The following is a 23,840-nucleotide window of genomic DNA, read 5'->3' as shown; positions in this document are numbered from 1 at the left end:
GGCGCAACGGCGGGGAACAGGGAGCCCGCTGTCATCCCGCTGTCATCCCGCCGCCGTCCTTCTGGCGGGGAGGCGGAGGCCGACCCGGGGCAGGCCGTCGGGACCGGGGCCGACGTCGGCGGCCACACCGTACACCTCGTCCAGCAGGCGCTGGGTGACGACCTCCCGGGGCGGGCCCTCCGCCACCAGGCGTCCATCGTGGAGGACGACCAGGCGGTCGCACGCGGCGGCGGCCAGTTGCAGGTCGTGGAGCGCGGCGATCACCGTGACCCCGAGGTCGCCGATCACCCGGAGGAGTTGCACCTGGTGGCGCAGGTCGAGGTGGTTGGTGGGCTCGTCCAGGACGAGCAGCCCGGGCTCCTGCACGAAGGCCCGGGCGAGCTGGACCCGGCGGCGTTCGCCGCCGGACAGGCTCGCGTAGGCGCGGCGCGCCAGGTGGGCGATGTCGCAGCGCGCCATGGCCGAGCCGATCAGCTCGCGCTCCCGGGCCGTCAGGCGGCCGAGGGCCCCCAGGTAGGGGGTGCGGCCGAGGGCCACGATCTGCTCGACGTGGTTCTCCAGGTCGGCCGGGGACTCCTGGGTGACGGCGGCGACGCGTCGGGCCACCCGCAGGGCGGGCACCGCCCAGACGTCGGCCCCGTCGACACGCACCGTGCCGCGGTCGGGCCGCTGCCGGCGGTAGACGCAGCGCAGCAGGCTGGACTTGCCGCTGCCGTTGGGGCCGAGCAGGCCGACGATCTCGCCCGGCTCGACGGTGAGGCCGACGCCGCGCAGGACGGGCCGGCCCCCCGGCGCCCAGTGCACGTCCTCGATCCGCAGGGCCGCCGGGTCGGTCACAGGGTTCTCCGATCGGAGCGGGAGAGGAGGGCCAGGAAGAACGGCGCACCGAGCACCGCGGTGATGACGCCGATGGGGATCTCGTCGGGCTGGTTGAGCATGCGTGCGCCCACGTCCACCCACACCATGAGCAGCGCCCCGCCGAGGGCGCTCACGGGAAGCACCCAGCGGTTGTCGCCGCCCACGAGCATCCGTACGGCGTGCGGCACCATGAGCGCGACGAAACCGATGCCGCCGCTCACCGACACCACCGCGCCGACGGTGACCGCGCAGACGGCGATGAGCCGCCAACGGACGCGGTTGACCTCGACGCCGAGGCTGGTGGCCCCCTCCTCGCCGAGGACGAGCGCGTTGAGCAGGCCGGCGCGCGTCCAGAACCACGCCGCGGCGCCGAGGACGACCGCGGTGGGCGCCCACAGGTCGCTCCACTGGGTTCCCGACAGCCCGCCGAGGGTCCAGAACAGGGCCGAACGGAGTTGGGCCTCGGGCGAGCTGAGCACGATGAAGCTCGTGACGGCCTCGGCGAGGGCCGCCACCGCCACCCCGGAGAGGATGAGGCGGGTGGTGGCGAGCTGCCCGCCTCGGCGGGCCAGGAGCACGACCAGGGCAAACGTCGCCATCGCCCCGGCGAAGGCGGACAGCGGCAGGGAGAGCGCCCCGAACCAGGAGCCCGCCCAGGAGCCCGCCCCGGCCGCGCCCGACAGCAGGGCGAGGACGGCTCCGAGCGAGGCTCCCGAGCTGGCGCCGATCAGATAGGGGTCGGCGAGGGGGTTGCGTAGCACTCCCTGCATGACCGCGCCGGTGACCGCCAGCCCGGCGCCGACGACGGCGCCCAGCAGCACGCGGGGCAGGCGGATGTCCAGCACGATGGTGGCGAGCGGGCCGGTCGGCGGGCCGGTGGCCGCGCCCGGCCACCACGCGTCGGCGATCATGGACCAGACCTCGGCGAACGGGATGGCCACGGGCCCGAGACCCACCGCCGCGACCAGGGACACGCCGAGGGCCAGGGCGAGCAGGCCGACCGCTCCCGACAGGGAGAGCCGCCACGCCCCGGGGCGCGGCGCCCCCGCCCGCGGCGCTCCCCCGCGCGGTGTCGGCGCCTCCCGCGCCGCGGCGGTCCCGGCGGTCCCTGCGGCGGCGTCTGAGGCACCGGCGGCGGCGTCTTCCGCGGTGACGTCGTTCTTGACGCGGGCGTCCTTCACGCGGGAGTCACCTGGCGAAGCCCTCGGCCAGGGCCTTGAGGGCCCGGCCGCTGCGCAGCCCGGGCTGCAGGTCGTTCACCGGCACCACGACGAACCGGTTCTCCTTGACCGCCGTCACGTTCTTGATCGGCGCGTAGGAGCGCATCCAGGCGATCGACTTCGCGGCGGGCTCGAACACCTGGTCCTCCACGACGATGACCTCGGGGTCGCGGTTGACGACCTCCTCCCAACCGACCTGGCCGAACTCGGTGACCTCGGGGAAGATGTCCACGCCGCCGGCCCGCCTGACCAGGTCGCCGTACATCGCGGTCGACCCGGTCGTCATCGGCTTCTCCTTGCCTCCCGCGTAGTCGAACACCCGCACGGCGGGGCTGCGCGGGACGACCGCGTCGACCTCGGCCTTGAGCGCGGCGGCGAGCTGTTCGGCCCTGGCCTCGACGCCGAAGACCTTGCCAAGCCGGCGCAGGTCGCCGTAGGTGTCCTCGACGGTGGCGGTGTGGCCGGGGCAGCTCGCCGACAGCAGGTAGGTGTTGACGCCGTCCTTCTGGAGCCGCGCCCGGTCCCCCATGGCCTTGGGGCCGTAGTCGTCGGGGTAGCCGCTCACCACCAGGTCGGGGTTCGCCGCGTAGACGACCTCCCGCGACGGGGGCGGGAACGCGGATTCGGCGACGACCCTGACCCCCGCCAGGTCGGGGGCGTACTGCGGGAGGATGTCCTTGGCGGCGACGGTGCCCGCCATCCGGTCCTTCAGCCCCAGCGCGAGCACGACCTCGGTGGCGACCGTGCTGGAGGTGACGATCCGCTCGGGCGGCGCACCGTAGGTATAGGTCGTTCCGCAGTTGTCCACCTGGACCGGCCCGCCGGCGGAGGCCGAGGCGGCCGGTGGCGTCCCGGGCTCGGCGGCGCTCGTGTCCTGTCCCCCTCCGCATCCGGCGAGCAGGACCATGGCGAGCGCCCCTGCGGCGACTGGCATCCGTGCGGTCATCGGGCGTGGTTCTCCTTCGTGCTTCCCGCGCTGCCCGCGGGGGTGTCGATGTGCTCCGCCGCCGCGGCGGCGGCAGGCCTTGGGGCCGGGGCGGTCCAGGTCCCAGGGGGCGGTTCAGGCATGGGGCACCGGCAGTCCGTCGAAGGGGTCGGGCGGGAGGGAGGGCAGGGGGTCTGCGCCGTCGCCGAGGAAGGGGAAGGCGGCGGGCCCGGTGGAGCGCAGCCCGGGCACCACCACCCGGGCGACCGCGAGCCCGACGGCCGCCAGGTCGGGGGTGGTGAGGTCGACGGAGACCGGCCGCAGGCCGCGCCGTGCGAGGGCGCGGCCCGGCTCCCGGTCCCGGAGCCACGCGCTGTCCGGCGCGTGCCACGGAGCCAGGTCCGCGGCGGAGCCGGTGCCGCCTTCCGGGCGGAGGATCCGGGCGCGCACGGCGTCGGCGACACGCGGGTCGGCCAAGAGCTGCAGGGTGCACACCAGGTCGGTCGCGTCGCTGAGGTCGGCGGCGTAGAAGTCGGCGTAGCGGCGGTCCGCGCGGTGCGGCGCGAGAGCGCCGTGCGGCCGCTCCCACTCGGGGATTCCGCCGACGATCTCGTCCACGGCGTCCAGCGACTGCAGTGCCTCGGCCGCCGCTTTGCGGGCCGAGGCCGCGGCGCCCGCGGCCAGCGAGCAGCCGACCCCGAGGAGCCCGTCGGCGCGTTGCGCGAGGCACAGCACCACGGGAGCGCGCAGCATGTTCGGGACCGCGTGCAGGCTCAGCTCCACGTCGCGGGGGCGGGGCAGCGGAGGGTCGGGCAGCCGCGGGAACACGCCGCCGCCGTACCACGCGGTCGCCAGCGCGTGCCGTTCCACCACCTCCGCGAGCGCCGCCTCACGCGCGGCCCGCAGCGACGGGCCCGCCGCGATCCCCGCGGCGACGGGCAGGTGTGCGGGACGGCCGCGCACGGCGGCGTGCTCCCCTGGTGCGAGCCATACCAGCGACGCGGGCACCCAGACGGCCCGCCCGTCCCCGTCGCGCCCGGCGACCCAGTCCACGACGTCCGTACGGCGCAGCCCGGCGAACGGGAACCCCGGACGCTTGTGCTGGGCGGAGCCGTACAGGGCGAGCGCCGCCGGGTCCACGGCGTCGGCTCCGCCGCCGACGAGCCGCTCCCAGCTCGTACGGCGCAGCCGCCCGCCGGCGACGAGGTGCCCGGCGTATCTCTCCGCGGCCTCGCCCAGCGCGCGGGCCCGGGCCCGCGCCGGGTCGCTGAACGAGGCTCCGCCCACGGTGGGGTTGCCCTGCGGGTGCGCGAAGGCTCCCGTGTCGGCGAGTACGGCTGTCGCGGTGTGCAGGACGCCGTGGCTCCGCCGTTCCAGCAGCCGGGTCACGAGCCCGGTGCGTTCGTCGGGGGCGGTGGCGGGCGGCGGCACGGCGGGTGCCGGGAGGACGGACGGCGGCAGGGCCGGAGGCGGCACGGCGGACGGCGGGACGGAGGGCGAGGGGGAGGGCGGGACGGGCGGCGGCATGGCGGCTCTCACGTGTGCGGCAGGGGGACGAAGTTGACGTCGGCTTCGGCGAGGGGCTCGGCGCGCAGGCCGAGCCGTACCGGGTCGTCGTACAGGCGGGTGCCGCCGAGGAGCGGGAAGGCGGCGGGCGCGTTGGAGTAGGCCCCGGGGACGACGACCCGGCTGACGCGCAGGCCGGCGGCGGCGACGTCAGGGGTGGTGAGGTCCACGGCGTGGGCCGCCAACCCTGCGGCGGCCAGGCGGTCGAGGTAGGCGTGGTAGACGTCGCCCGTGACGGCGGGCAGGCGGTCCAGCGCGACGGGCGGCCCCTCGGCGGTGATCGGGGCCAGGTGTCCGCCCATCGCCGGGTCCAGCCAGATCTGGCTGTGGCACGCCAGGTCGACCACGTCGCGGAAGTCGGCGCGGTAGGAGGAGGCGTAGGCGCGGTCGGCGCGGTGGGGGTGGAACAGGCCGGGGTCGAGGTCGCCGTCGGCCACCGCCCGCCAGATGGCGCCGCCGGGTTCGAGCAGCCCGAGGGCGTACACGCGCAGGGTGACCGCCTCGGCGAGGGCCTTGGCGACGGCGGCGGCCGGGTCGGGGCGGGCGGCCACCCCGAACACCGACAGGTCGAGCACGGGGTCGCGCAGCAGGACGCCGATCACCGCCACGTCGAAGACCGTGGGGAGGGCGACGACCCGGTAGCTCAGGTCGTCCCCGCCGCCGACGGCGTGCCCCCACCCCTCCCCGAGGTCGGGCGCGGGGCGCAGCAGGTGGGCCAGCCGCGGGTCGTCGAGTCCGACCGGCGCGGCGGGCAGGCGGTTGGCCCACCAGATCACCGTCGCGTCGCGTTCGATGACCTCCTCCAGCGCGGCGGCCCGGGAGGCCCGCAGGTCGGGCCCTGCGGCGATGCCGGCGAGCATGACGAAGTTGGTGAGCGGTTCGGCCTCGCGCGGCGGCTGGGCGTAGTTGATGTAGGCGAGGGAGGACGGCACCCAGATCTCGGACTCGTCGCGGCCGAGCGTCACGCCGCGGCTCCACAGCACCGGCAGGTCCGGTGTGAACCGGGTGAAGGGGCATCCCGGTTCGGCGTACTGCGCCGCCGAGTAGAGCGCGAGGGAGGCGGGGTCGACGGCCCGTTCCCCCGCCCGGACGAGGTCCGCGTAGGACGAGCGGCGCAGCCCGGCGGGGATGAAGTTGCCGCAGTACCGTTCGACGGCCTCGCCGATCGCCCCGATCCTGGCGCGCTCCGGGTCATTGAACGCGGTTCCGGTGGAGACCCGGTCGGCGGGCCACGGCAGGTGGCGGGAGACCGCCCCCACCGAGGTGGAGTAGACGGCGAGCCCGTCGGGCCACCAGGGCGGCGGCTCGGCCCGGTCGACGCGGGTGATCAGCCCGGTGCGCTCGTCCACCAGCGGACTCACGGCGACGCTCACGGTGACTCCTTCCGCGGTCGCGGCACCAGCAGGGCCGTGCCGGGGTCGAGCTCGACGGTGAGGGTGAGCGCCCGGCCGGGCGCGCGGTGGCGGGGGTGGCGGCCCGCGGTCAGCTCCACGTGCAGCACGTGCCCCTCGGGCAGGTCCACGGCGACGGGCGCCAGGCGCACGGTGGCGTCCTGGGTGCCCGCGGAGATCGGCGCGGTCCCGTCGCAGAGCCGTACGCGCGCGCCGCCGGGCCGCTCGTGGACCACCGTGGCCACCAGCTCCACCGGCGCGTCGGCGGTGACGCGGCAGCGCAGCCGCGCCGCGCCGTACCAGCGGACCGGCGGGTGCGCCGCCAGCCGTACGACGTCGTCGCGTCCGCCGATCACCGACAGGTCGGCCGAGTGCGGCAGCGACGGGTAGGGGTCGGCGGGGTCGTGGCGCAGCGTGCTGCGGGCGGTGGCCGGCCGGAGCGGCGCCGGGTCGAGGGCCGGAGCGGGCGGCGGCAGCGGGCTGGTGTCGTCCCACCGTCCCGCCCCGAGGGTCAGCAGGCGGTCCCCGACGGCCTTTCGCGGGTCCTGCTTGGCGGCGAGGGCGGCCAGGAAGGACAGCGCCAGGTCGCGGGGGTCGTCGCCGTCGGGCACCTCGATGGCGCACTCGGGGCTCAGCCGGTGGGTCAGCGGCGAGGCCCACCCGCCCATGACGACCGTGGCGTCGCGGGCGAGCGCGGCCTGCCGCAGGGTGGTGGTCGCCGAACCGCAGTACCAGCTCCCCAGGTGGAGGCTCGGCACGTGCGCCCCGCGCACCCGGGTCAGGGCACGGCGGGCCTGCGCCTTCCACGTGCTGGGGGTGGGAGGCCAGGGGCCCGGCGCGACCGGCCAGCTCGCGGGATCGGCCAGGACGCCGCGCAGGTCGGGGTCGCGGGCGAGGGCGAGGTCGTAGAGGCCGGGCCGCAGGTGGCGGCCCGTGCCGAGCTCGGTGCGCCACCACAGCTCGTCGTCCATGGCGGGCGGGCCGCCGGGCCACGGCTGCCTGCTCACGACGCCGCGCACGGACGGGTGGTCGGCGGCGCACCATGCGGCGTACGCCTCGTAGGCCGTGCCGTACAGCAGGGCGGTGCCGTCGGACCAGTCCCGGGCCGCGATCCAGTCGAGGGCGGCGCGGCCGTCGCGGCTCTCGTCCGCGCCGGGGACGAACTCGCCCGGGGAGCGGTAGCGGCCGCGCAGGTCCTGCAGGACGACCGCCGCGCCCGCCTCCGCGAGCACCGCGGCCTCCGGCCAGAGGGGCGGCGTGCCGTACGGCGTGCGCACGACGACGACCGGCGCCGGCAGGCGCGCGGGGAGGAACACGTCGGCCGGCAGGGGGCCGCCGTCTGCGGCGGGGATCGGCACGTCGACGCTGATCACGGCGCCGACGCCATCAGCAGGTCGGTCGGGACGGGCAGGACCGGGTGGCGCCGGATCTCCCCGGTCACGGGGTCGGCCCCGATCTGCAGGCCGACGCCGTACGGAGTCTCCCCGTGGAGGTGGGCGCGCAGGTCGGCGGCGATGAACGCGGCGGCCAGGTGGGCGCCGATCGGCGCGGCGGGGTCCGGGTGCGGGACGCCGCCCCGGTCCAGCCAAGCCCAGTGGGCGGCGAGCTCGCGGGGCCACGGCGAGGCGGCGAGCCGCCGCAGCCGCAGGTCCCGGTAGGAGGCGGTGCCGGGCGAGGTGTGGAACGGGCCGGTGTACCAGCGGCGGCCCTCCGCGTATCCCAGGTGCCACGGCAGGCCGCGCGTACGGCAGAGCCCGTCGATCTCCAGCAGGCGCGTGTCGCGCAGGCACGCGGTGACCACCACCAGAGCGGCGACGCCGCTCGGCTCCGCGAGGTCGCCCGCGGAGAGGTCGCGGGCGGAGAGGTCGGTGGAGCGGGCCGGGGCGCGCACCGGCAGGCCGAGGCCGGCGAGCAGGGGCGGGAGCACGTCGAGCAGCGGGCCGTCGCCGTACACGAGCAGGTCGCCCTCGGGAACGGCGGGAGCCGGGGCCGCCAGCACGCCCTCCTCGGTGAGCGCCGCGACCAGCTCGGCGCCGGCCTCCCCCTCGGCGGACAGCAGCGCGTCCAGTGGGCCGGAATGCTCGCGGTCCAGTTCGACGGTGAGGAAGTCTCCCTGCGGGGTGTGCACGAGCCAGCCGTCCGCCGTCGGCACGAACGAGGTCCCGCCGACCAGGGCATCCATCGTGTTTCCATCCTTTCTGCGTTACCGTGCCAGTCCCGGGCGGGGGCGCGATTGGAGCGCGCCCCCACCCGGGCGGTGACCTCAGGTCACCAGCGGTTCAACCCGGCAGGTCGTCCGGCGCTCAGCGCCAGGCGACGGCGGTGCGGGCGACGGTCGCGTGGTTGTGCGAGTGGAGACTCGCGCGGACCTGCGAAACCTTGAGCTTCTTCACCTTCATCGAGATTCACCTCCTTCGGCTGGATGGGCGGTGTCCGTCCGAACCGGACCGGCCGCGAGAAGCGAGAGCGCCGCGGTCAGAGCCACCGGGCCCGGGACCTGGCGCACCGGGCCCAGCGGTCGCCGATGGACGAGCATGCGTCACCCTCCGATCCCGGCCCCGCCGGGGATGGCGGGGCGATCAGTCCCAGAACCTATGAAGAAACGATAATCATTGTCAATAAGAATTTGGGGATGGTTTTCACTTTCGTTTGTGGTTAACGTAAAGCGCCGTGGACGACCTCAAGAGCCGCCCGCCCACCCCCGTGGCCGACGGCCTGCTCGACCTGATGGCCCGCAACCGGGACTTCCGGCTGCTGTGGTGGGGCAACCTCATCAGCGCCTGTGGCGGCTGGTTCACCTCGGTCTCGGTGTTCGCCATGCTCTACGAGCACACCGGCACCGCGCTCGCCGCCGGCGCCTCACTGGCCGTGCGCTACCTGCCCGGCATCGTCTTCGGCACCTGGGGCGGCGTCCTGGCCGACCGGGTCGACCGCCGCGCCGTCATGCTGATCGGCGACGCCGTCATGGCCGTGCTCGCCCTGGCCTTCCTACTCGCCGACAGCCCCGCCGCCATCTGGCTGGTCTACCCCCTGACCTTCGCCTCGGCCGCGGCGGGATTCGTGTTCCAGGCCGCCCGGGGCGCGTGGATGCCCTCGCTGGTCCAACCGCAGGAATACGTGCTCTACTCCGCCGCCGTACAGGTCAACGGACTGCTGTTCCAGGCCGTCGGCGGCCTGGCCGGCGCCGCCGCCGTGGCCCTGATCGGCTGGCGCTGGGCCTTCGCCGTCAACGCGCTGTCGTTCCTGCTCTCGCTGTACTTCACCGCCAAGGTGCGCCGCGGCGCCCGCCGGGGGGACACCTCCCCCGACGCCGCGCGCGGATGGGCGGCCTTCCGCGAGGGCCTCGCCGCCGCGCGCGGCAACCGCGTCGTGAGCGCCCTGCTCCTGCTGGAGGCCGTCTTCTGCCTCGGCCTCGGCGGCTCCATCACCGCCATGACCTACCTCGCCACCCAGGTCCACGGCCTGGGCGAGGGCGGAGTCGGCTGGTTCTACGCCGCCCAGGGCATCACCGGCGCCGCCGTACTCCTCCTGGCCGCGCGCCGCCTCAAACGGCTCTCGTCCCACGCCAAACTGGTCGTCCTCGGCTGGTCGTGCGTCGGGGAAGGCGTCTTCACCGCCGCGCTCGGCCTGCCCTCCGGCGTGGGCGCGGCCCTGGCCCTGTGGGCGTGCGCCGCCGCCGCCGACGTCGTGTACGGCCCGACCTCGATGTCCGCCCTCCTCGACGGCGCCCCCAACGCGGTCCGCGGCCGAGTGGTGTCCCTGTGGAGCGCCGTCGCCACCGCGAGCATGGGCGTGTCCGCCCTCGTCTCCGGCGCCCTCCTCGACACTCTCGGCCCGGCCCTCCTGCTGCCCGCCCTCGGCACCCTCATGGCCCTCCCCGGCGCCCTCTGGCTCCTCGCCCTCCGCCGAGGAACCCTCACTCCCCCGCCCTGAGCGTCACCGGGGTGAGGTCGGGTGAACGCACGAAGTGCTCAGGGTAGGGTCGCACGGCATACTCGTGCGATCACTCCAGACAGGAGAGCAGGCGTGGCGGGACTCGGCAGGAACTTCACCAAACTCTGGGCCGCGTCCACCGTCTCCAACATCGGCGACGGCATCGCCACCGCCGCCGCGCCCCTCCTGATCGCCTCCATCACCACCGACCCGGTGCTGGTGGGTATGGCGATGTTCGTCCAGCAGCTCCCCTGGCTCCTGTTCTCCCTCATCAGCGGCGTCTACGTGGACCGGCTCGACCGCCGCACACTGATCGTCGTCGTGAACACCCTCCGCGCCCTGATCATCGGCGGTGTGGCCGTCGCCGTCTGGCAGGACGCCGCCACCATCCCGGTCATCTACGCCGCCAACTTCCTCCTCGGCACCTGCGAAACCCTCGGCGACAACGCCTCCGCCACCCTCATCCCCGCCGTCGTGAAGGACCAGGACCTGCCCCGCGCCAACGCGCGCATGCAGACCGCCCTCGTCACCGTTCAGCGGTTCGCCGCCCCGCCCTCGGGCGCCGCCTTGTTCGTGCTCGCCGCGGCGCTGCCGTTCGCCGTCAACGCCGCCACCTTCGTGCTCGCCGCCGGCCTCGTGCTCCTCATGCGCGGCGTACGGCAGGCGCCCCCGCCCCCCGCCGAACGCCGCTCCGTCCGCGCCGACATGGCCGAGGGGATCCGCTGGCTGTGGGGCCACCGTACGATCCGCCTGATCGCGGTCTCGCTGCTCCTCATGAACATCACGCTCATGTCCGGCCTGTCCATCCTCGTGCTCTACAGCCGGGAACGGCTCGGCCTCAACGAGTACGGCTACGGCGCCTTCCTCACCGTCACCGCCGCCGGCGGGCTGATCGGCGCGTTGCTCGCCCCCCGGCTCCAAGCGCGCTTCTCCGACTCCCTGCTCCTGCGCATCGGGCTCGTCATCGAGACGCTCACCCACGTCGGCCTGGCCCTCGCCACCACCGTCTGGGTCGCCGGCCCCGTCATGTTCGCCTTCGGCGTCCACGGCGCCGTCCTCGGCGCCGTCACCACCACCATGCGCCAGCGCGCCGTCCCCGAGAGGCTGCGCGGCCGAGTCCAGAGCGTCTACCTCACGTTCGTCTTCGGCGGCAACGCCCTCGGCGCCCTCATCGGCGGCCCCATCGCCGGCTGGACCGGCCTCACCGGCCCGTTCTGGATGTCCGCCGCCGCCATGGCCGTCTTCACCGTCTTCGCCTGGCGCCCTTTCGGCCGCCACCTCGCCCGCCCCGCGTCCCCCCGGCCCGCGCCCGACGAGGTGCCCGCCCAACGCTGACCGCGTCCGCCGCTCCGCTCACTGGGATGCCGAGCGGCGCACCCTTCGCTATCACTTTAGGTAGTTATCTAGTTTCATGTAGCTATCGTGCCTGGTGGGAGTAACTTCGATGAAGGGCGGACTGTCCATGCGCATCGCCAAACGTCTCACCACCGTCGTGTTCCTCGCCGCCGCGATCAGCGGCACGGTCGCCCCGGCCGCCATGGCCGCCCCCAACCCCGTGCCGCTCCCGCCCATCCTGGGCGGGACGACCGGGGCCTCCGGCTTCAGCCTTCCCAGTGCCCCGCTCGTGCCGCCCCCCAACATGCTCGTGCCGTACCCCAACCTCACCCTCCCGTCGCTCGACGTCCTATGAACATCCCCTGCTAGGGGAGCGCGCTTCGTCAGCGGTGGCGTGCGCAGAGGGGGCCGCGATCCGCGGCCCCCTCGCCATGTTCACAGCGCCGGCTCTTACCGGAGACCCGTCAGCGGGCTGCCAACTGGTCGAAGAAGAGGTTGAACGCGTAATCGGGGTGGCACGTCAACCCCTTGATGCTCTTCACCCCGACCAGCGGAGCGCGCACATCGTAAAGGAAGGCGCCCGGAGCCTGGTCGACAAGGAGTTCCATCGCCTCGGTGTAGATCGCCTTGGCCTTGTCCGGGTCGGTGGCGGTGAAGGTGCCCGCCTTCGCCAGGAGAGCGTCGAACTCCTTGTTCTTCCAGTAGCTCAGGTTGAAGAACGGCTCATCGCTGGAGTGGAACAGCGAGAACAGGTTGTCCGCACCCGCGTCGCTGTAGGTCGGCCAGTAGAGGACCAGGAAGATGTCCTGCGCCTTGGCCGGGTCGCCCTTGCCGAGCTCCCACTGCTGGTTCCAGAGCAGCGGGCTGATCTCGACCTCGACGCCGACCTTGGAGAAGGAGTCCTTGATAAGAGGCGCGAACCGCTTCTGCGCCTGGTTCTCCGCCGCGTACGTCAACTTGAGCTTGAGCCCGCTCACCCCGGCCTCGTCCAGCAGCGCCCTGGCCTTCGCCAGATCGTAGGGGTAGGTCGGCACGTCGGTGCTGCCGGGGAAGACGCCCTGCGGCACCGGGCCGTACGCCTTGGATCCGAAGCCCTCGCCCCCGACCTTGATGATGTCGTCGTACGGCACGGCATGCGAGAGCGCCTGACGCACCTTCGGATTGTCGAGCGGTTTACGCGCGGTGTTGAAGAAGGCCAGGTGATTGCTCGCCGTGGCGCAGTCCTGCACGTCCAGGTTGGGATCGGCCTTGAGCTGGCCGATGTTCTCCAGCGGCACCGCCGTCGCGATGTCGACCTGGCCGCCCTGCAGCATCTGCTGCTGGGTGACCGCCTCGGGAGTGATGTGCGCGACGACCGTGGGGAAGGCGCCCTTCTGCCCCCAGTAACCGTCGAAACCGCGCAGCACCACCTGCTTGCCCGACTGGTACTCCGCCACCTTGTAGGGGCCGGAGCCGCCGTCGCCGGTGCCGTTCTCGAAGTGCTTGTCGTCGCTCTCGACCGCGGCCAGCGCCTTCGGGCTGACCATGTACGCGCCGTGCATCGACGAGGCGATGAGGTCCATCGGGGCGGCGTACTTCAACGTGAAGACGAGGGTGTGCTCGTCCGGCGTCTCCATGGACTTCACAGGGGCCCAGATGAACGACGCCCCGGCGCGCTCCTGCGATGCCTCCACCGACGCCTTCGCGGCGGCGGCGTTGAACTTCTCGCCGTCGTGGAACGTTACATCCCGCCGCAGCTTGAACGTCCAGGTCTTCTTGTCCGCGCTGGACTCCCAGCTCTCGGCCAACGCCGGCCGGAACGGCTCGGCCGACCCCGGCGGATTCTTCCAGAGCAGCGGTTCGTACACGTTGGCCATATAGAAAATCTCACTGGAAAACGACTTCACCGGATCCCAGGTCGTCACACTCGCAGTCGTCGCCACGTTGAGCACGCGGGCGGCCGTCGGCTTCGCGCCGGCGCCACCGCCGCCGCCGCACGCGGCCACCGCCGTGAGGGCCGCGGCGAGCAGCGCGACAGCGGACCCGCGGCGCTTGAGGGGGGTTGGCATAAGGGGGCTCCTGGTGTTCCGGAGACCTAAACGATTCCCTGCATTCTTCCCGACCTGCAAAAATGCTGTCCAATACCAACAAGCTCGTTGTCTCATGCCTTTGAGGCATAGTCCAGCCCGATCAGCCCGCCGATCGGGGCACACCTTGCCCGACCTGTGGCTGGTCGGGCAAGGCGCCCCGTCCTCCCCCGGTGCGGTACGGATCAGCCGCAGAAGGCGGAGTCGACCACCTTGTCGATGAGTTTGACGTCCTTGAAGTCCACCTCGTTCAAGGAGGCGGCCAGTTTGACCTTGCCGTCCGCGGTGGCACACGACACGGTCACCCAGCCGGGGATGCCGCCGCCGTGGCCGAGCACCGTCTTGCCGCAGGAGGTCTTGAAAACCTGCAGGCCGAGGCCGTATTCGGGGCTGACCGGCGTGGTCTTCTTCATCTCGGCGAACTGCTGGGCTTGAGAAGCCTGCCATTGAGCAGGGCGGACATGTAGGTCGTCAGATCGGACGTGCTGGAGATCATGGCGCCGCCCGCGCTGGCGATGCTCGGGTTGAGGCGGGTGACGTCCACCGCGCCGTTCTTGGTCTTGACATAGCCGTGGGCGTTCGGTCCGGGGATGCCCATCGAGTGTTGCGGTGCGGAGGTGTCGTGCAGACCGAGCGGTGTGACTGGGCCGCCCCGTACAACAAACCCTCCTGGGACAACTGGAGCAAGAAGTAACAAGTGATTTCGCGGTAGGCGCGTCGGGTCGACGAGCGCCCCACCGGCGGTACCTGACACTGGAAGGCTGAGGACCTGTGGAGAACACCCGCACTGTGCGCCGGACGCACGTCACGCTGCCCGACCTGGATGATGCGGACCTGGACGAGGTACGGCTGCACTCGGTGGAGTTCTCCGGCTGCGACCTGTCCGGCCTGCGCTGGACCGGCGGCAAGCTGTCGCGCACCGTCTTCACCGGCTGCAAGCTGCTCGGCGCGGTATGGGAGGAGGTGGTGCTGGAGGACGTGCTCTTCGAGCGGTGCAGGCTCGACATGACGGTCTTCACTCGCCTTCGCGCCACCGGGCCCGTCGTCTTCACCTCCTGCTCCCTGCGCGAGGCCACCTTCACTGCGGCGGACCTGAGCAGCAGCGTGGCCGGGACGTCACGGAGATCTGCGCTGCCCTGGGCTGTGCCCAGGAACAGCACCACCCGCACACAGACGTGTCCGCCGCTACGTCGCCGAGGGACATCCACTGGGTTGCCTGCGCATCCGCTTGGAGCCCGGCCAGGGGTACATCGCACCCACGGAGATCCTTCCGCACGACGGCTCCACCAGCGGTGCCCGGGAATGGCCACTCGCCGCCTTCTGGCTGGGCTGAAGTCAGCGCAAAGTCAGCACCGGTGCTGATAACGACCGCAACCAACCACGAACAACGAGAAGCCCCAGACCGGCCATCGAGGCCGAGAGCTGGGGCTTCTTGTTGAATCTGACCAGGTCAGCAGGCTATTTCAGCAGTTCGGTGCGAACTTCTCGGTTTCGCGCACGGCGCTGCCCCAGGAGAACTCGTTGTTGTCGCTGAAGTAGTAGTACGAGGCGCCGTTGGGCATCATGGCGACGGTGATGCCGCCGTAGCCTGACATGAAGGGCACGTGGTAGGAGCAGCCGCCGGAGGTGGCGGGGCTGAACTCAAGGGCCCAGACGCTGTTGTTGTAGCGGAGCGTGGCGCCTCCGGCGTTCAGGCCGCGGTCGGCGGGGTCGCGCTGCATGGCGTCGGCCAGGACGTCGGGGTGGAGGAGCTGGGTGTTGCCGGCTTTGCCCTGGTCGTTGTTGAGGAGTTTGGCCATTTTGGCGATGTCGTCGGTGTTCCAGAACAGCCCGTAGCCCCCGTAGGGGGCGCCGTGGGGGCTGTTGTCGGTGCGGAGGGTGGTCATGGCGCCGGCGCTGAGCTTGAGCGGGGCGAAGACTTCGTCGCGCAGCAGGGAGAAGGCGTCGCGGTGGTGGCTGCGGCGCTTGTTGAGGTAGGCGGTCATGGCGCGGGTGGCGAGGAAGGTGTCGGAGGTGTGGTAGATCCACCGCTTGCCGGGGGCCTCTTTGGTGGCGTAGCCGAGGGCGGCGCGCATCTTGTCCTTGTGGGACTCGGCGCCGAGGAAGGCCGAGGCGGTGGTGTCCTCGTCGACCATGTAGTCGGGCGAGCCGTACTTGCCGGTCGCCATGTCGAGGGCGTTCTCCAGGGTGATGCCGTTCCAGTCGGCCGCCGCGCGGCGGGCCTCGGGGAGCAGTCTGCCGATGCTCTGGTCGCTCACGCCTGTGCCGTACTTCTGCGCGAGGCGCATGTGGGCGACGGAGGCGAAGGCGGATTTGGCGGTGGAGTAGGACGGGAGGCGCATGTTCTCGCAGAAGGCGTAGGTGCCGTGGCGTGTCTGGCAGCCGGACACGTAGTTGACGCCTTTGTAGAGCAGGCCTTGCACGGTGATGTGCTCGCGGGTCACGCCGGCGCCGAAGGCGTCGAGGTCGAGGCCGGGGTGGTCGGCGGCGAGCTGCGACAGCGGGCGGGTGGGGAGGCGGGCGGCGACCTCGGCGGCGTGGGCGGCGCGCAGGGCGTGGGCGCCCTGGACGCGGTACGGACGGTAGTCCGCCCGGAGCTGTCCCCACATGTCGAACTGGATGCTGAGACAGGTCTCCTGGGTGACCTGGTACCGCACCTGGCTCACCGACGATCCGTTGAACAGGAACGTCATCGAGCCGTTCTGGGTGCAGTTGTGGTTGCGCAGCACCAGCGCGAAGGGGAACGCGGCGCGTGTCCAGCGGCCGTCGCCGTTCTCCTTCCAGACGCGCCCCGGGCCGGTGATGAGGTTCCAGACGGGATTCCCGGTGATGGCCAGGCCTTGGACCTTGGGCACGAGGTGGCTGCCGGTCTGGGTGAATTCGAGGGAGATCTCGGGCAGGTGCTTGGCGGGGTGGTCGCCGTCGGGGATGTCGCCGTCGGTGTCGCGGATCTCCTTGAACCCGCCTCCGCGGGCTTCGCCGTACAGCGTGAGCCTGCCTTCGAAGGTGTGCGCGGGCTTGGCCGCGTCGGCGGGTACGGCGAACGCCTCGTCGGGCACGGGCGCGTCGGCGGTGCCGGTGAACAGGTCGGCGGCGGCCAGGTGTGTACGGCTGACCGCCCCGGAGCCGGTGAGCGGGTCGCCGGGCACGGACGAGGCGGACCCGGCGGAGGCGGCGGAGGCGGCGGAGGCGGCAGAGGCGGACTCGGGCGACGTGGGCGGGGTCGCGGCCTGGGCCGGTACGGCCAGGCCCGTCATGACGAGAACCGACGCGAATGCGGTGCGTAATAAGAGAGGGGTGCGCATGATCGCTCCAAGGGACGGAAGGGGATGGGCAGGGTCAGGCGCTCGGCGCGCCTGTTCCCTCCGGCCAGCGCATGGGGCCGAGGTCGCGCATCACCTCCCCCGCGCTGTAGCCGTACACCGCGGGCGGGAACGGCGGGGGCGCGTCGCGGAGCTGCTTCCACAGCGGGTTCAGCCCGGCGGTGCCGTGTTCGCGGACGGTGGTGACGAGGTCCAGGTCGAGGTAGACGGTGAGGTATTCCTCGCCGTCGCGGCCCTCGGCCAGCACGCGGCCCTCGGGGTCGACGATGATGCTGCGCCCGGTGCCGAACAGCCGCCCGACGTTGGGGTTGACGACGTACACCTGGTTGGCGATGGCGTTGGCGCGGGCGAGCACGAGCTCCTGGGGCCGGTCGCTCGTGCGGGTGTAGGTGGGCTGCAGGATGACCTCGGCGCCCATCCAGCCCAGGGTGCGGGCGATCTCGGGCACCCAGCCGTCGTAGCAGATGGCCAGCCCGAAGCGGCCCACGCCGGGGATGTCGAAGGTGACGTGCTCCTGGCCCGGCGCGCACGACTCGTGCGGCATCCACGGGAACAACTTGCGGTAGCGCGCCACGACCTCCCCGGCGGGCGACACCGCGACGGCGGTGTTGTACAGCTTGTCGCCGTCGCGTTCGATGATGGTGCCGGGCACGATCCATTTCCCGACCTCGGCGGCGATGCGGCACACCTCGTCGGTGATCGGCCCGGGGATCGGCTCGGCCACCTGGTCGAAGTAGTCGGCCGGGGCGAGGCTTTCGAAGCTGCCGAGCCCGGTGAGGTAGAGCTCGGGGAAGACCAGGAGGTCGACGGCGGGGAAGGCCGCCGCCATGGTGCGCACCTCGCCGGCGAACTTCGCCCGCGTCGCGGCGGGATCGTTCGCGACGGGCGCGACCTGGGCGGCGGTGACCCCGATGATTCTGCTCAAGGTTCTACTCCATGTGCGGTTTCCATTGACTCGCGTCCCCTTCCGGGCACCGAGTCGAGCAGGCGGCGTGTGTAGTCGTGGGCCGGTTCGGCGAACAGCCGGTCGGCGGGCGCCTCCTCGACGAGCCGCCCGCGGTACATCACGCCGACCCGGTCGGCGAGGTGCCGCACGACGGCGAGGTCGTGGGAGATCAGCAGGTAGGCGGGGCCGTCGTGGGTGCGCAGGTCGGCGAGCAGGTTCAGGATCTGCGCCTGCACCGACACGTCGAGCGCCGAGGTCGGCTCGTCCAGCACGAGCAGTCGCGGCCGGAGCGCGAGGGCGCGGGCCAGCGCGACGCGCTGCAGCTGGCCGCCGGACAGTTCGTGGGGGTAGCGGCTGAGGTGGGCGGGGCCGAGGCCGAGCCGGTCGAGGTCGGCGACGACCTCGTCGCGCAGGGCGGCGCCTTTCGACCCGGTGCGGAGCCTCATGGGTTCGGCGACCAGCCGCTCCACCGTCATGCGCGGGTTGAGGGAGGCGTGCGGGTTCTGGAACACGATCTGCACCCGGCGGCGCAGCAGCCGCAGGTCGCCCGGGCGCATCGTGGCCGTGTCGTCCCCCTCGACCAGCACCGACCCGCTTGTGGGCCGGATGAGGCCGAGGACGCACCGCGCGAGCGTCGTCTTGCCCGAGCCCGACTCGCCGACCACCGCGTAGGTCTCCCCGGCGGCCACCGACAGGTCCACCCCGTCCACGGCGCGCACGGAGCCGAACGTCTTCACCAGGCCGGTGACCGACAGGATCACGGGGCACCTCCGGGGAAGTGGCAGGCCACGCCGTCGTGGGCGGGCGGCGTCTCGGCGCGGCAGACGTCCTTGGCGTCGGGGCAGCGCTCGGCGAACGAGCACCCCACCTCGGCATGCGACACGCTTCCGGGGATCGACGCGAGCCGTCCGCGGGGGGCGTCGAGCCTCGGCAGCGCCGCGAGCAGCGCCCGCGTGTAGGGGTGGCGGGGCCGGTCGAGTACGGCGTGCGCCATACCTTCCTCCGCCACGCGCCCGGCGTAGAGCACGTAGACCCGGTCGCAGATGTCGCGGGCCTCGGCCAGGTTGTGCGTCACGAACATGACGCCGAACCCGTGTTCGCGCTGGAGCCGCAGCAGCAGCCGGAGGATCTGCCGCGCCACCGTGACGTCGAGCGCCGTCGTGGCCTCGTCGGCGATCACGAGCGACGGCTCGCACGAGAGCGCCAGCGCGATCATGCATCGTTGGAGCATGCCGCCGGAGAGCTGGTGCGGGTAGTTGTCGAGCACTCGCTCCGGCAGTTCGACCGCGGTGAGCAGTTCGGCGGCGCGCGCTCTGGCCGCGCGCCGCGAGCAGCCGGTGTGCGCCCGCAGGACGCGCGCGAACTGGCCTCCGATGGTGGTCACCGGGTCGAAGGCGGTGCCGGGGTTCTGGAAGACCATGGTGACCTTGCGTCCGCGTACGGCGCGCGGGTCGCCGCCGAGCACGTCGTCGCCGCCGAGCACCACCCGTCCGGAGGCCCGGGCCCCCGGCGGCAGCAGGCCGAGTACGGCAAGGCCCGTCAGCGTCTTGCCGCAGCCCGTCTCGCCGACCACGCCGACGATCTCGCCTGGCGCGACGCGCAGGCTGACGCCGCGTACCGGCCGGACGGCCCCGATCGAGACCTCCAGGTCCTCCACGCTGAGCAGGTCGCTCACCGGCCCACCTCCCTCGGGTCGAGCGCGTCGCGAAGCCCGTCGCCGAGCAGGTTGAAGCCGAGCACCGCGAGGAAGATGGCGGCGCCGGGGAAGGCCGACATCCACCACTGCGAGAACACGTAGGTGCGGCCTTCGGCCACCATGAGCCCCCAGTCGGGGGTCGGCGGCTGGGCTCCCAGGCCGATGAAGGCCAGCGAGCCGGCGGCCAGCAGCACCGTGCCGATGTCGGTGGTGGCCTGGACGAGGATCGGCGAGGAGCAGTTCGGCAGGATGTGGCGGCGCATGATCGTCACGTCGCGCAGGCCGAGGGTTCTGGCGCCCTCCACGAACGGCCGTTCCCGCAGCGACACCGCCAGGCCCCGCACGAGGCGGGCGTACCACGGCCACCACGACACCACCAGGGCGATCGCCGCGTTCCACAGCGACGGGCCGAGCAGGCTCACGATGACCATGGCGAGAAGCAGCGGCGGGAACGCCAGGAACATGTCCGACACCCGCATGATCGCCTCGTCCAGGCGTCCGCCGCGGAAGCCGGCGACCAGCCCGAGCGGCACGCCGACGAGTACGGCGAGGCCGACGACGCCGACCGAGACCAGCAGGGCGGGGCGTGCGCCGTACAGGATGCGCGACAGGATGTCGCGGCCCATCGCGTCGGTGCCGAGCAGGTGGGTGAGGCTCGGGGCGAGGTTGCGGTCGGCCACGTTGGCCGCGCCCGCGCCCTGGTCGGGGAAGGGCGCGATCAGCGGCCCGAGCGCGGCCATCAGCACCAGCAGCCCGACGAGCACCAGGCCCAGTACGGCGGGCCCGTCGCGCAGGAGCGCGCGCAGCGCGCCGCGCCCGGGGGGCGCGGCGGCGGTCGGCGCAAGGGCGACGGCCTTGGGCTTGAACAGGGAGGTGAGGCTCATGCCAGCCCCACTCTCGGGTCGAGCCTGGCCTGGACGACGTCCACCACCAGGTTGACCAGCACGTATCCGACCGCGCCCAGCACGGTGACGCCCATGATCGCCGGGTAGTCCACGTTGAGCAGCGCCTGCGCGGCGAACTGCCCGAGGCCGGGCCAGTTGAACACGACTTCCACGAAGAACGTTCCCGTGAGCGAGTACGCGAGGGTGAGCCCGAACACGGTGGTCACGGGAGGCAGCGCGCCCCGCAGGGCGACACGCCAGGTGACGGTGCGTTCGGACAGGCCGTAGGCCCGTGCCGTACGGACGTGGTCCTGCGCGAGCATCTCAATCATCGTCGCCCTCGTCATGCGCGCCACCACCCCGGCCGGGTAGGCCGCCAGCGTCGCGGCGGGCAGGATCAGGTGCAGCACGGCGTCCCCCAGGGCCGCCGTGTTGCCGGTGAGCAGCGCGTCTACGGTGTAGAGGCCGGTGAGTTCGGTGATCGGGTACGTGAACGGGGTGTCGGGTCCGAGGCGTCCTGTCGGCGGCAGCAGGCCGAGGGCCCGCACGAACACCACCTGGAGCAGCAGTCCCAGCCAGAACGCCGGCATGGAGACGCCGCCGATGCTCAGCAGCCTGATCAGGTGGTCGAGCTTGGTGTGCTTGCGGCGCGCCGCCACCACACCGAGCACCACCCCGACGAGTACGGCTGCCGCCATCGCCACGGCCAGCAGTTCGAACGTCGCCGGCAGCCGCTCCCCGATCTCGCCGAGCACCGGCTGCTTCGTGCCGATCGAGTCGCCCCAGTCGCCCGTGAGCATGTCGGTGAGGTAGTTCCAGAACTGGATGTGCAGCGGCTGGTCGAGGCCGAGTTCCCGCTCGACCCTGGCGATGTCCTCCGGCTGGGCTTTGGGCCCGATGTAGGCCACGGCCGGGCTCGCCGGCACCACCCTGGCCAGCAGGAAGGTGGCGAGCATCACCCCGAGTAGGACCAGGGCCGACGTCGCGGCCCGGCGCATGAGGAATCTGATCATCGGGGCGTCGGCTGGTGGAAGAACATGGTGAAGGCGTAGTCGGGCCGACAGGTCAGGCCCTTGATCGTCTTCGGGCTCGCCATCGGGTCGCGCGCGTCGTCGAGGCAGAAGCCCGGGGCCTGCTCGACCAGGAGCTTCATGGCCGGGGGGTAGGTGGAGAACGATTTCACGGGGTCCCAGGTCGTAATGTTCGCTGATGTCGCCACGTTGAGCGCGCGGGACTGCGCCGGCTTGCCGCCGGCCCCACCACCGGCGCCGCCGCCGCACGCGGCCACCGCCGTGAGCACCGCAGCGGTTGCGGTAGCCGCGTTTGCGCGGCGTTTGGGGGGTGTTGGCATAGGGGACTCCTGAGGATCCGGAGGCCAGAACAATTTCCAGCATTCTGGCTAACCTGCAGAAATACTGTCCAATACCAACAAGCTCAGCGAGTCATGCTTTCAAGGCATAGGCTGGCGTGTGTCATCACGGTCCCCGCGCATCCCGCGCACTGCCGCAGGAGCACCCCCATGGAGCTGCGCCACATCCGCTACTTCCTCGCCGTCGTGGAGACCGGCTCCACCGTGAAGGCCGCGGAACGCGAACTCGTCGCCCAGCCGTCGCTCTCCCGCCAGCTCCGCCGCCTCGAAAGCGAACTCGGCATCGACCTGTTCGTCCGCGACAGCGGACGGCTCCACCTCAGCGCGGCAGGCGAACGCTTCCTGCCCATCGCCCGCGACCTCATCACCCGCGCCCACCACGCCCAGACCACCCTGCGCGCCCTCGCCGCCGGCCGGCCGCCCCGCCTCACCGTCGCCGCCCCGCCCACCACCATCGCCGACGTCATCGCCCCCTTCATCGCCACGACCACCGCGGCCGACCCCTTCATCACCGTCCGCGAGGAACTTCCCGCCACCTCCTACGCCGCCCTCCAGCGCGGAGCCGACCTCGCCATCTCCCCCGCGCCGCCGCCCCTCTACCTGGCCTGGCACGCCCTCGCCCGCCTGCCCATCTGGGCCTACGTCCCGCCGCACCACCCCTTCCACGGCCGCACCCACATCACCGTGCCCGAACTCGTCACCCAACCCCTCCTGCTCCTCACCCCCGACCACGGCACCCGCCGCCGCTTCGACCACGCCGTCCTGGACGCGGGCCAAGGCTGCGACATCGCCTTCGAGACCCGCGTGCCCCAGATCGCCCAGGCCCTCGCCGCCGCCGGCCACGGCATCGCCGTCGTGTCCGACGACCCCCGCTACGGCCTCCAGGCCCTCGCCGTACACACTCCTCACGGCGACCTCGCCATCGACCTGTTCGCCGCCTGGGACCCCACGCACTACGCGGCCGACACCCTCGACTCCCTCGCCCGCGACCTGTCGGCGTACTGCATCGCCACCTACGGCCCCGCCGTCACCCCCACCGTCACCCCCGCCGTCTGACCCGGCGGCTGACCCGCGCCCGGGCGGCACTCTCTCCGGACGGCACTCCAGGCGGCACTCCAAGCGGCTGACGGATTTCGGCGTGCAATGATACGGTGAAAACGATTTCCGTTATCTTTATGGAGCGCGTTCGTGGTGCGTTCATTCCCCCACCCCCCTCACCAAGGACTCCGACGGCCGCCCCCGCCCGCCGAGCCCGCGCGGCCGGCCGGCGAAGGCGAGCCTCACCGCCGCATGTCGCCGGCGGCGACGGTCGCGGTCGCGGCCGGTCTGGTGATCGCCCTGGCCGTCTCCGTCGTCGCGGCCATCGGGATCGGTTCGGCGCTGATCCCGCCTGCCGAGACGGCGAGGTACCTCTGGGCCGCCCTCACCGGAGGCACGATCACCGCCGACGAGGTCACGACCTACCAGATCATCTGGCAGGTGCGCGCACCACGCGTCCTGCTCGCGGCGATCGTCGGCGCGGGCCTGAGCGTCGTCGGCGTGGCCGTTCAGGCAATGGTCCGCAATGCGTTGGCCGACCCGTTCGTGCTGGGCGTGTCCTCCGGGGCCTCCGTCGGCGCGGTCACGGTCAGCGTGTTCGGCGTGTTCACCGCCTTCGGCGTCTACGCCATGTCGGTGGGCGCATTCGCCGGCGCGCTCCTCGCGTCGGTGCTGGTGTTCGCGGCGGCGCAGGGCCGTACGGGGCTGACTCCGCTGCGGTTGGTGCTCACGGGCGTGGCGGTGTCGTTCGCCCTCCAGGCCGTCATGAGCGTGATCATCTACCTGGCGCCGGACGGCGAGGCGACAGGCATGGTCCTCTACTGGACGATGGGGAGCTTCGGGGCCGCCACCTGGGGGTCGCTGCCCGTGGTGGCCGCCGCCGTACTGCTCGGCACCGTGGTCCTGCGCCGCCACGGGCGCGCCCTGGACGTGATGGCGCTCGGGGACGAGGTCTCGACGAGCCTCGGAGTGGACGGCGCGCGGATCCGCACGAGGCTGTTCGTCCTCACCTCGCTTCTGACCGGGGCCATGGTGGCGGTCAGCGGCGCGATCGGTTTCGTGGGCCTGGTGATGCCGCACCTGGTGCGCCTTGTGGTCGGCGCCGGCCACACGCGGGTGCTGACGATCGCCCCGCCGGTCGGCGCGATCTTCATGGTCTGGGTCGACCTGCTCTCGCGGACGCTGGTCGCGCCCCGGGAGCTACCGGTGGGAGTGATCACGGCGCTGGTCGGGGTGCCGGTGTTCGTCATCCTGATACGCCGCAAAGGCTACCTGTTCGGAGGGCGCTGA

General features: G+C 72.6%; 23 protein-coding genes. 6 read left to right on the top strand and 17 right to left on the bottom strand.

The window, feature by feature from the left end; translation table 11 throughout:
* Positions 1-42: 42 nt before the first annotated feature.
* The 7 genes from BLQ73_RS14165 to BLQ73_RS14135 all read right to left on the bottom strand — a co-directional run bounded on the left by BLQ73_RS14165 (position 43) and on the right by BLQ73_RS14135 (position 8,142).
* Entirely contained in the window at positions 43-837 is a 795-nt protein-coding gene (locus BLQ73_RS14165; RefSeq protein ID WP_245691073.1) for an ABC transporter ATP-binding protein, read from the bottom strand.
* Complete coding sequence (locus BLQ73_RS14160) at positions 834-2,039, bottom strand: FecCD family ABC transporter permease (protein ID WP_093170893.1); 1,206 nt, start codon at positions 2,037-2,039, stop codon at positions 834-836. Before BLQ73_RS14160 ends, BLQ73_RS14165 begins: the two co-directional genes overlap by 4 nt.
* 7 nt (positions 2,040-2,046) lie before the next feature.
* The gene (locus tag BLQ73_RS14155; RefSeq protein WP_218125850.1) at positions 2,047-3,024 is read right to left on the bottom strand and encodes an ABC transporter substrate-binding protein; all 978 of its coding nucleotides are present in this window, start codon (positions 3,022-3,024) and stop codon (positions 2,047-2,049) included.
* Positions 3,025-3,138: 114 nt separating this feature from the next.
* The gene (locus tag BLQ73_RS14150) at positions 3,139-4,530 is read right to left on the bottom strand and encodes a YcaO-like family protein (protein ID WP_093170892.1); all 1,392 of its coding nucleotides are present in this window, start codon (positions 4,528-4,530) and stop codon (positions 3,139-3,141) included.
* A gap of 8 nt (positions 4,531-4,538) precedes the next feature.
* Positions 4,539-5,942, bottom strand: a complete 1,404-nt coding sequence (locus BLQ73_RS14145; RefSeq protein ID WP_218125849.1) for a YcaO-like family protein — start codon at positions 5,940-5,942, stop codon at positions 4,539-4,541.
* A complete protein-coding gene (locus BLQ73_RS14140; protein ID WP_218125848.1) occupies positions 5,939-7,333 on the bottom strand; it encodes a CocE/NonD family hydrolase in 1,395 nt (464 codons plus the stop codon). Before BLQ73_RS14140 ends, BLQ73_RS14145 begins: the two co-directional genes overlap by 4 nt.
* On the bottom strand, positions 7,330-8,142 hold the full coding sequence (locus tag BLQ73_RS14135) for a hypothetical protein (RefSeq protein WP_093170891.1): 813 nt from the start codon (positions 8,140-8,142) through the stop codon (positions 7,330-7,332). The genes BLQ73_RS14140 and BLQ73_RS14135 overlap by 4 nt, the downstream gene beginning before the upstream one ends.
* A gap of 488 nt (positions 8,143-8,630) precedes the next feature.
* Here BLQ73_RS14135 and BLQ73_RS14130 point away from each other — a divergent pair, with 488 nt between their 5' ends.
* The 3 genes from BLQ73_RS14130 (at position 8,631) to BLQ73_RS14120 (ending at position 11,583) form a co-directional block, all read left to right on the top strand.
* Positions 8,631-9,893 carry an MFS transporter gene (locus BLQ73_RS14130; protein ID WP_218125847.1) on the top strand — a complete coding sequence of 421 codons (1,263 nt, stop codon included), beginning with the start codon at positions 8,631-8,633 and terminating at the stop codon, positions 9,891-9,893.
* A 93-nt stretch (positions 9,894-9,986) separates the two neighbouring features.
* The gene (locus BLQ73_RS14125) at positions 9,987-11,228 is read left to right on the top strand and encodes an MFS transporter (protein WP_245691072.1); all 1,242 of its coding nucleotides are present in this window, start codon (positions 9,987-9,989) and stop codon (positions 11,226-11,228) included.
* A gap of 109 nt (positions 11,229-11,337) precedes the next feature.
* Complete coding sequence (locus BLQ73_RS14120; protein ID WP_093170890.1) at positions 11,338-11,583, top strand: hypothetical protein; 246 nt, start codon at positions 11,338-11,340, stop codon at positions 11,581-11,583.
* Between the two features lie 109 nt (positions 11,584-11,692).
* On the opposite strand, the gene BLQ73_RS14115 is transcribed toward BLQ73_RS14120, so the two are convergent.
* The 3 genes from BLQ73_RS14115 to BLQ73_RS14110 all read right to left on the bottom strand — a co-directional run bounded on the left by BLQ73_RS14115 (position 11,693) and on the right by BLQ73_RS14110 (position 13,892).
* Positions 11,693-13,276 (bottom strand): ABC transporter substrate-binding protein, encoded by a 1,584-nt coding sequence (locus tag BLQ73_RS14115; RefSeq protein WP_176955441.1) that lies wholly within the window; start codon positions 13,274-13,276, stop codon positions 11,693-11,695.
* A 203-nt stretch (positions 13,277-13,479) separates the two neighbouring features.
* Entirely contained in the window at positions 13,480-13,707 is a 228-nt protein-coding gene (locus tag BLQ73_RS32395) for a hypothetical protein (RefSeq protein ID WP_176955440.1), read from the bottom strand.
* Complete coding sequence (locus tag BLQ73_RS14110) at positions 13,704-13,892, bottom strand: hypothetical protein (protein ID WP_093170888.1); 189 nt, start codon at positions 13,890-13,892, stop codon at positions 13,704-13,706. The genes BLQ73_RS32395 and BLQ73_RS14110 overlap by 4 nt, the downstream gene beginning before the upstream one ends.
* A 173-nt stretch (positions 13,893-14,065) precedes the next feature.
* Between BLQ73_RS14110 and BLQ73_RS14105 the strand changes: the two genes are divergently transcribed.
* Positions 14,066-14,656, top strand: coding sequence for a pentapeptide repeat-containing protein (locus BLQ73_RS14105; RefSeq protein WP_093170887.1), 591 nt, complete (start codon positions 14,066-14,068; stop codon positions 14,654-14,656).
* A gap of 101 nt (positions 14,657-14,757) precedes the next feature.
* On the opposite strand, the gene BLQ73_RS14100 is transcribed toward BLQ73_RS14105, so the two are convergent.
* The 7 genes from BLQ73_RS14100 to BLQ73_RS33425 are packed head-to-tail and all read right to left on the bottom strand — an operon-like array spanning position 14,758 to position 21,494.
* Positions 14,758-16,599: a serine hydrolase domain-containing protein gene (locus BLQ73_RS14100; RefSeq protein ID WP_143020255.1), complete on the bottom strand. Its 1,842-nt coding sequence runs from the start codon at positions 16,597-16,599 to the stop codon at positions 14,758-14,760.
* Positions 16,600-16,633: 34 nt separating this feature from the next.
* Positions 16,634-17,542 (bottom strand): carbon-nitrogen hydrolase family protein, encoded by a 909-nt coding sequence (locus BLQ73_RS14095; protein ID WP_093170885.1) that lies wholly within the window; start codon positions 17,540-17,542, stop codon positions 16,634-16,636.
* On the bottom strand, positions 17,539-18,324 hold the full coding sequence (locus BLQ73_RS14090; protein WP_093170884.1) for an ATP-binding cassette domain-containing protein: 786 nt from the start codon (positions 18,322-18,324) through the stop codon (positions 17,539-17,541). Before BLQ73_RS14090 ends, BLQ73_RS14095 begins: the two co-directional genes overlap by 4 nt.
* Entirely contained in the window at positions 18,321-19,238 is a 918-nt protein-coding gene (locus BLQ73_RS14085) for an ABC transporter ATP-binding protein (protein ID WP_176955439.1), read from the bottom strand. The genes BLQ73_RS14090 and BLQ73_RS14085 overlap by 4 nt, the downstream gene beginning before the upstream one ends.
* Positions 19,235-20,143 (bottom strand): ABC transporter permease, encoded by a 909-nt coding sequence (locus tag BLQ73_RS14080; protein WP_093170882.1) that lies wholly within the window; start codon positions 20,141-20,143, stop codon positions 19,235-19,237. Before BLQ73_RS14080 ends, BLQ73_RS14085 begins: the two co-directional genes overlap by 4 nt.
* Positions 20,140-21,156, bottom strand: coding sequence for an ABC transporter permease (locus BLQ73_RS14075; RefSeq protein ID WP_093170881.1), 1,017 nt, complete (start codon positions 21,154-21,156; stop codon positions 20,140-20,142). The genes BLQ73_RS14080 and BLQ73_RS14075 overlap by 4 nt, the downstream gene beginning before the upstream one ends.
* Positions 21,153-21,494, bottom strand: a complete 342-nt coding sequence (locus BLQ73_RS33425) for a hypothetical protein (protein ID WP_218125846.1) — start codon at positions 21,492-21,494, stop codon at positions 21,153-21,155. Before BLQ73_RS33425 ends, BLQ73_RS14075 begins: the two co-directional genes overlap by 4 nt.
* Positions 21,495-21,662: 168 nt before the next feature.
* Here BLQ73_RS33425 and BLQ73_RS14065 point away from each other — a divergent pair, with 168 nt between their 5' ends.
* Together BLQ73_RS14065 and BLQ73_RS14060 are read left to right on the top strand one after the other, a co-directional pair.
* A complete protein-coding gene (locus tag BLQ73_RS14065; protein ID WP_093170879.1) occupies positions 21,663-22,568 on the top strand; it encodes a LysR family transcriptional regulator in 906 nt (301 codons plus the stop codon).
* 135 nt (positions 22,569-22,703) lie between these two features.
* A complete protein-coding gene (locus BLQ73_RS14060) occupies positions 22,704-23,840 on the top strand; it encodes a FecCD family ABC transporter permease (protein WP_476712862.1) in 1,137 nt (378 codons plus the stop codon).

The sequence above is a fragment of the Sinosporangium album genome, assembly GCF_900100605.1.
Taxonomy (GTDB): Bacteria; Actinomycetota; Actinomycetes; order Streptosporangiales; family Streptosporangiaceae; genus Sinosporangium; species Sinosporangium album.
Note: the sequence above shows the minus strand (reverse complement) of the source record. Positions and strands in the feature narration are given on the sequence as shown.

Coding starts and splice junctions, on each gene's coding strand:
- BLQ73_RS14155 (WP_218125850.1), bottom strand. CDS start 3,024: ATGACCGCACGGATGCCAGTCGCCGCAGGGGCGCTCGCCATGGTCCTG.
- BLQ73_RS14150 (WP_093170892.1), bottom strand. CDS start 4,530: ATGCCGCCGCCCGTCCCGCCCTCCCCCTCGCCCTCCGTCCCGCCGTCC.
- BLQ73_RS14135 (WP_093170891.1), bottom strand. CDS start 8,142: ATGGATGCCCTGGTCGGCGGGACCTCGTTCGTGCCGACGGCGGACGGC.
- BLQ73_RS14120 (WP_093170890.1), top strand. CDS start 11,338: ATGAAGGGCGGACTGTCCATGCGCATCGCCAAACGTCTCACCACCGTC.
- BLQ73_RS14115 (WP_176955441.1), bottom strand. CDS start 13,276: ATGCCAACCCCCCTCAAGCGCCGCGGGTCCGCTGTCGCGCTGCTCGCC.
- BLQ73_RS32395 (WP_176955440.1), bottom strand. CDS start 13,707: ATGAAGAAGACCACGCCGGTCAGCCCCGAATACGGCCTCGGCCTGCAG.
- BLQ73_RS14110 (WP_093170888.1), bottom strand. CDS start 13,892: ATGGGCATCCCCGGACCGAACGCCCACGGCTATGTCAAGACCAAGAAC.
- BLQ73_RS14100 (WP_143020255.1), bottom strand. CDS start 16,599: ATGCGCACCCCTCTCTTATTACGCACCGCATTCGCGTCGGTTCTCGTC.
- BLQ73_RS14080 (WP_093170882.1), bottom strand. CDS start 20,143: ATGAGCCTCACCTCCCTGTTCAAGCCCAAGGCCGTCGCCCTTGCGCCG.
- BLQ73_RS14075 (WP_093170881.1), bottom strand. CDS start 21,156: ATGATCAGATTCCTCATGCGCCGGGCCGCGACGTCGGCCCTGGTCCTA.
- BLQ73_RS33425 (WP_218125846.1), bottom strand. CDS start 21,494: ATGCCAACACCCCCCAAACGCCGCGCAAACGCGGCTACCGCAACCGCT.
- BLQ73_RS14065 (WP_093170879.1), top strand. CDS start 21,663: ATGGAGCTGCGCCACATCCGCTACTTCCTCGCCGTCGTGGAGACCGGC.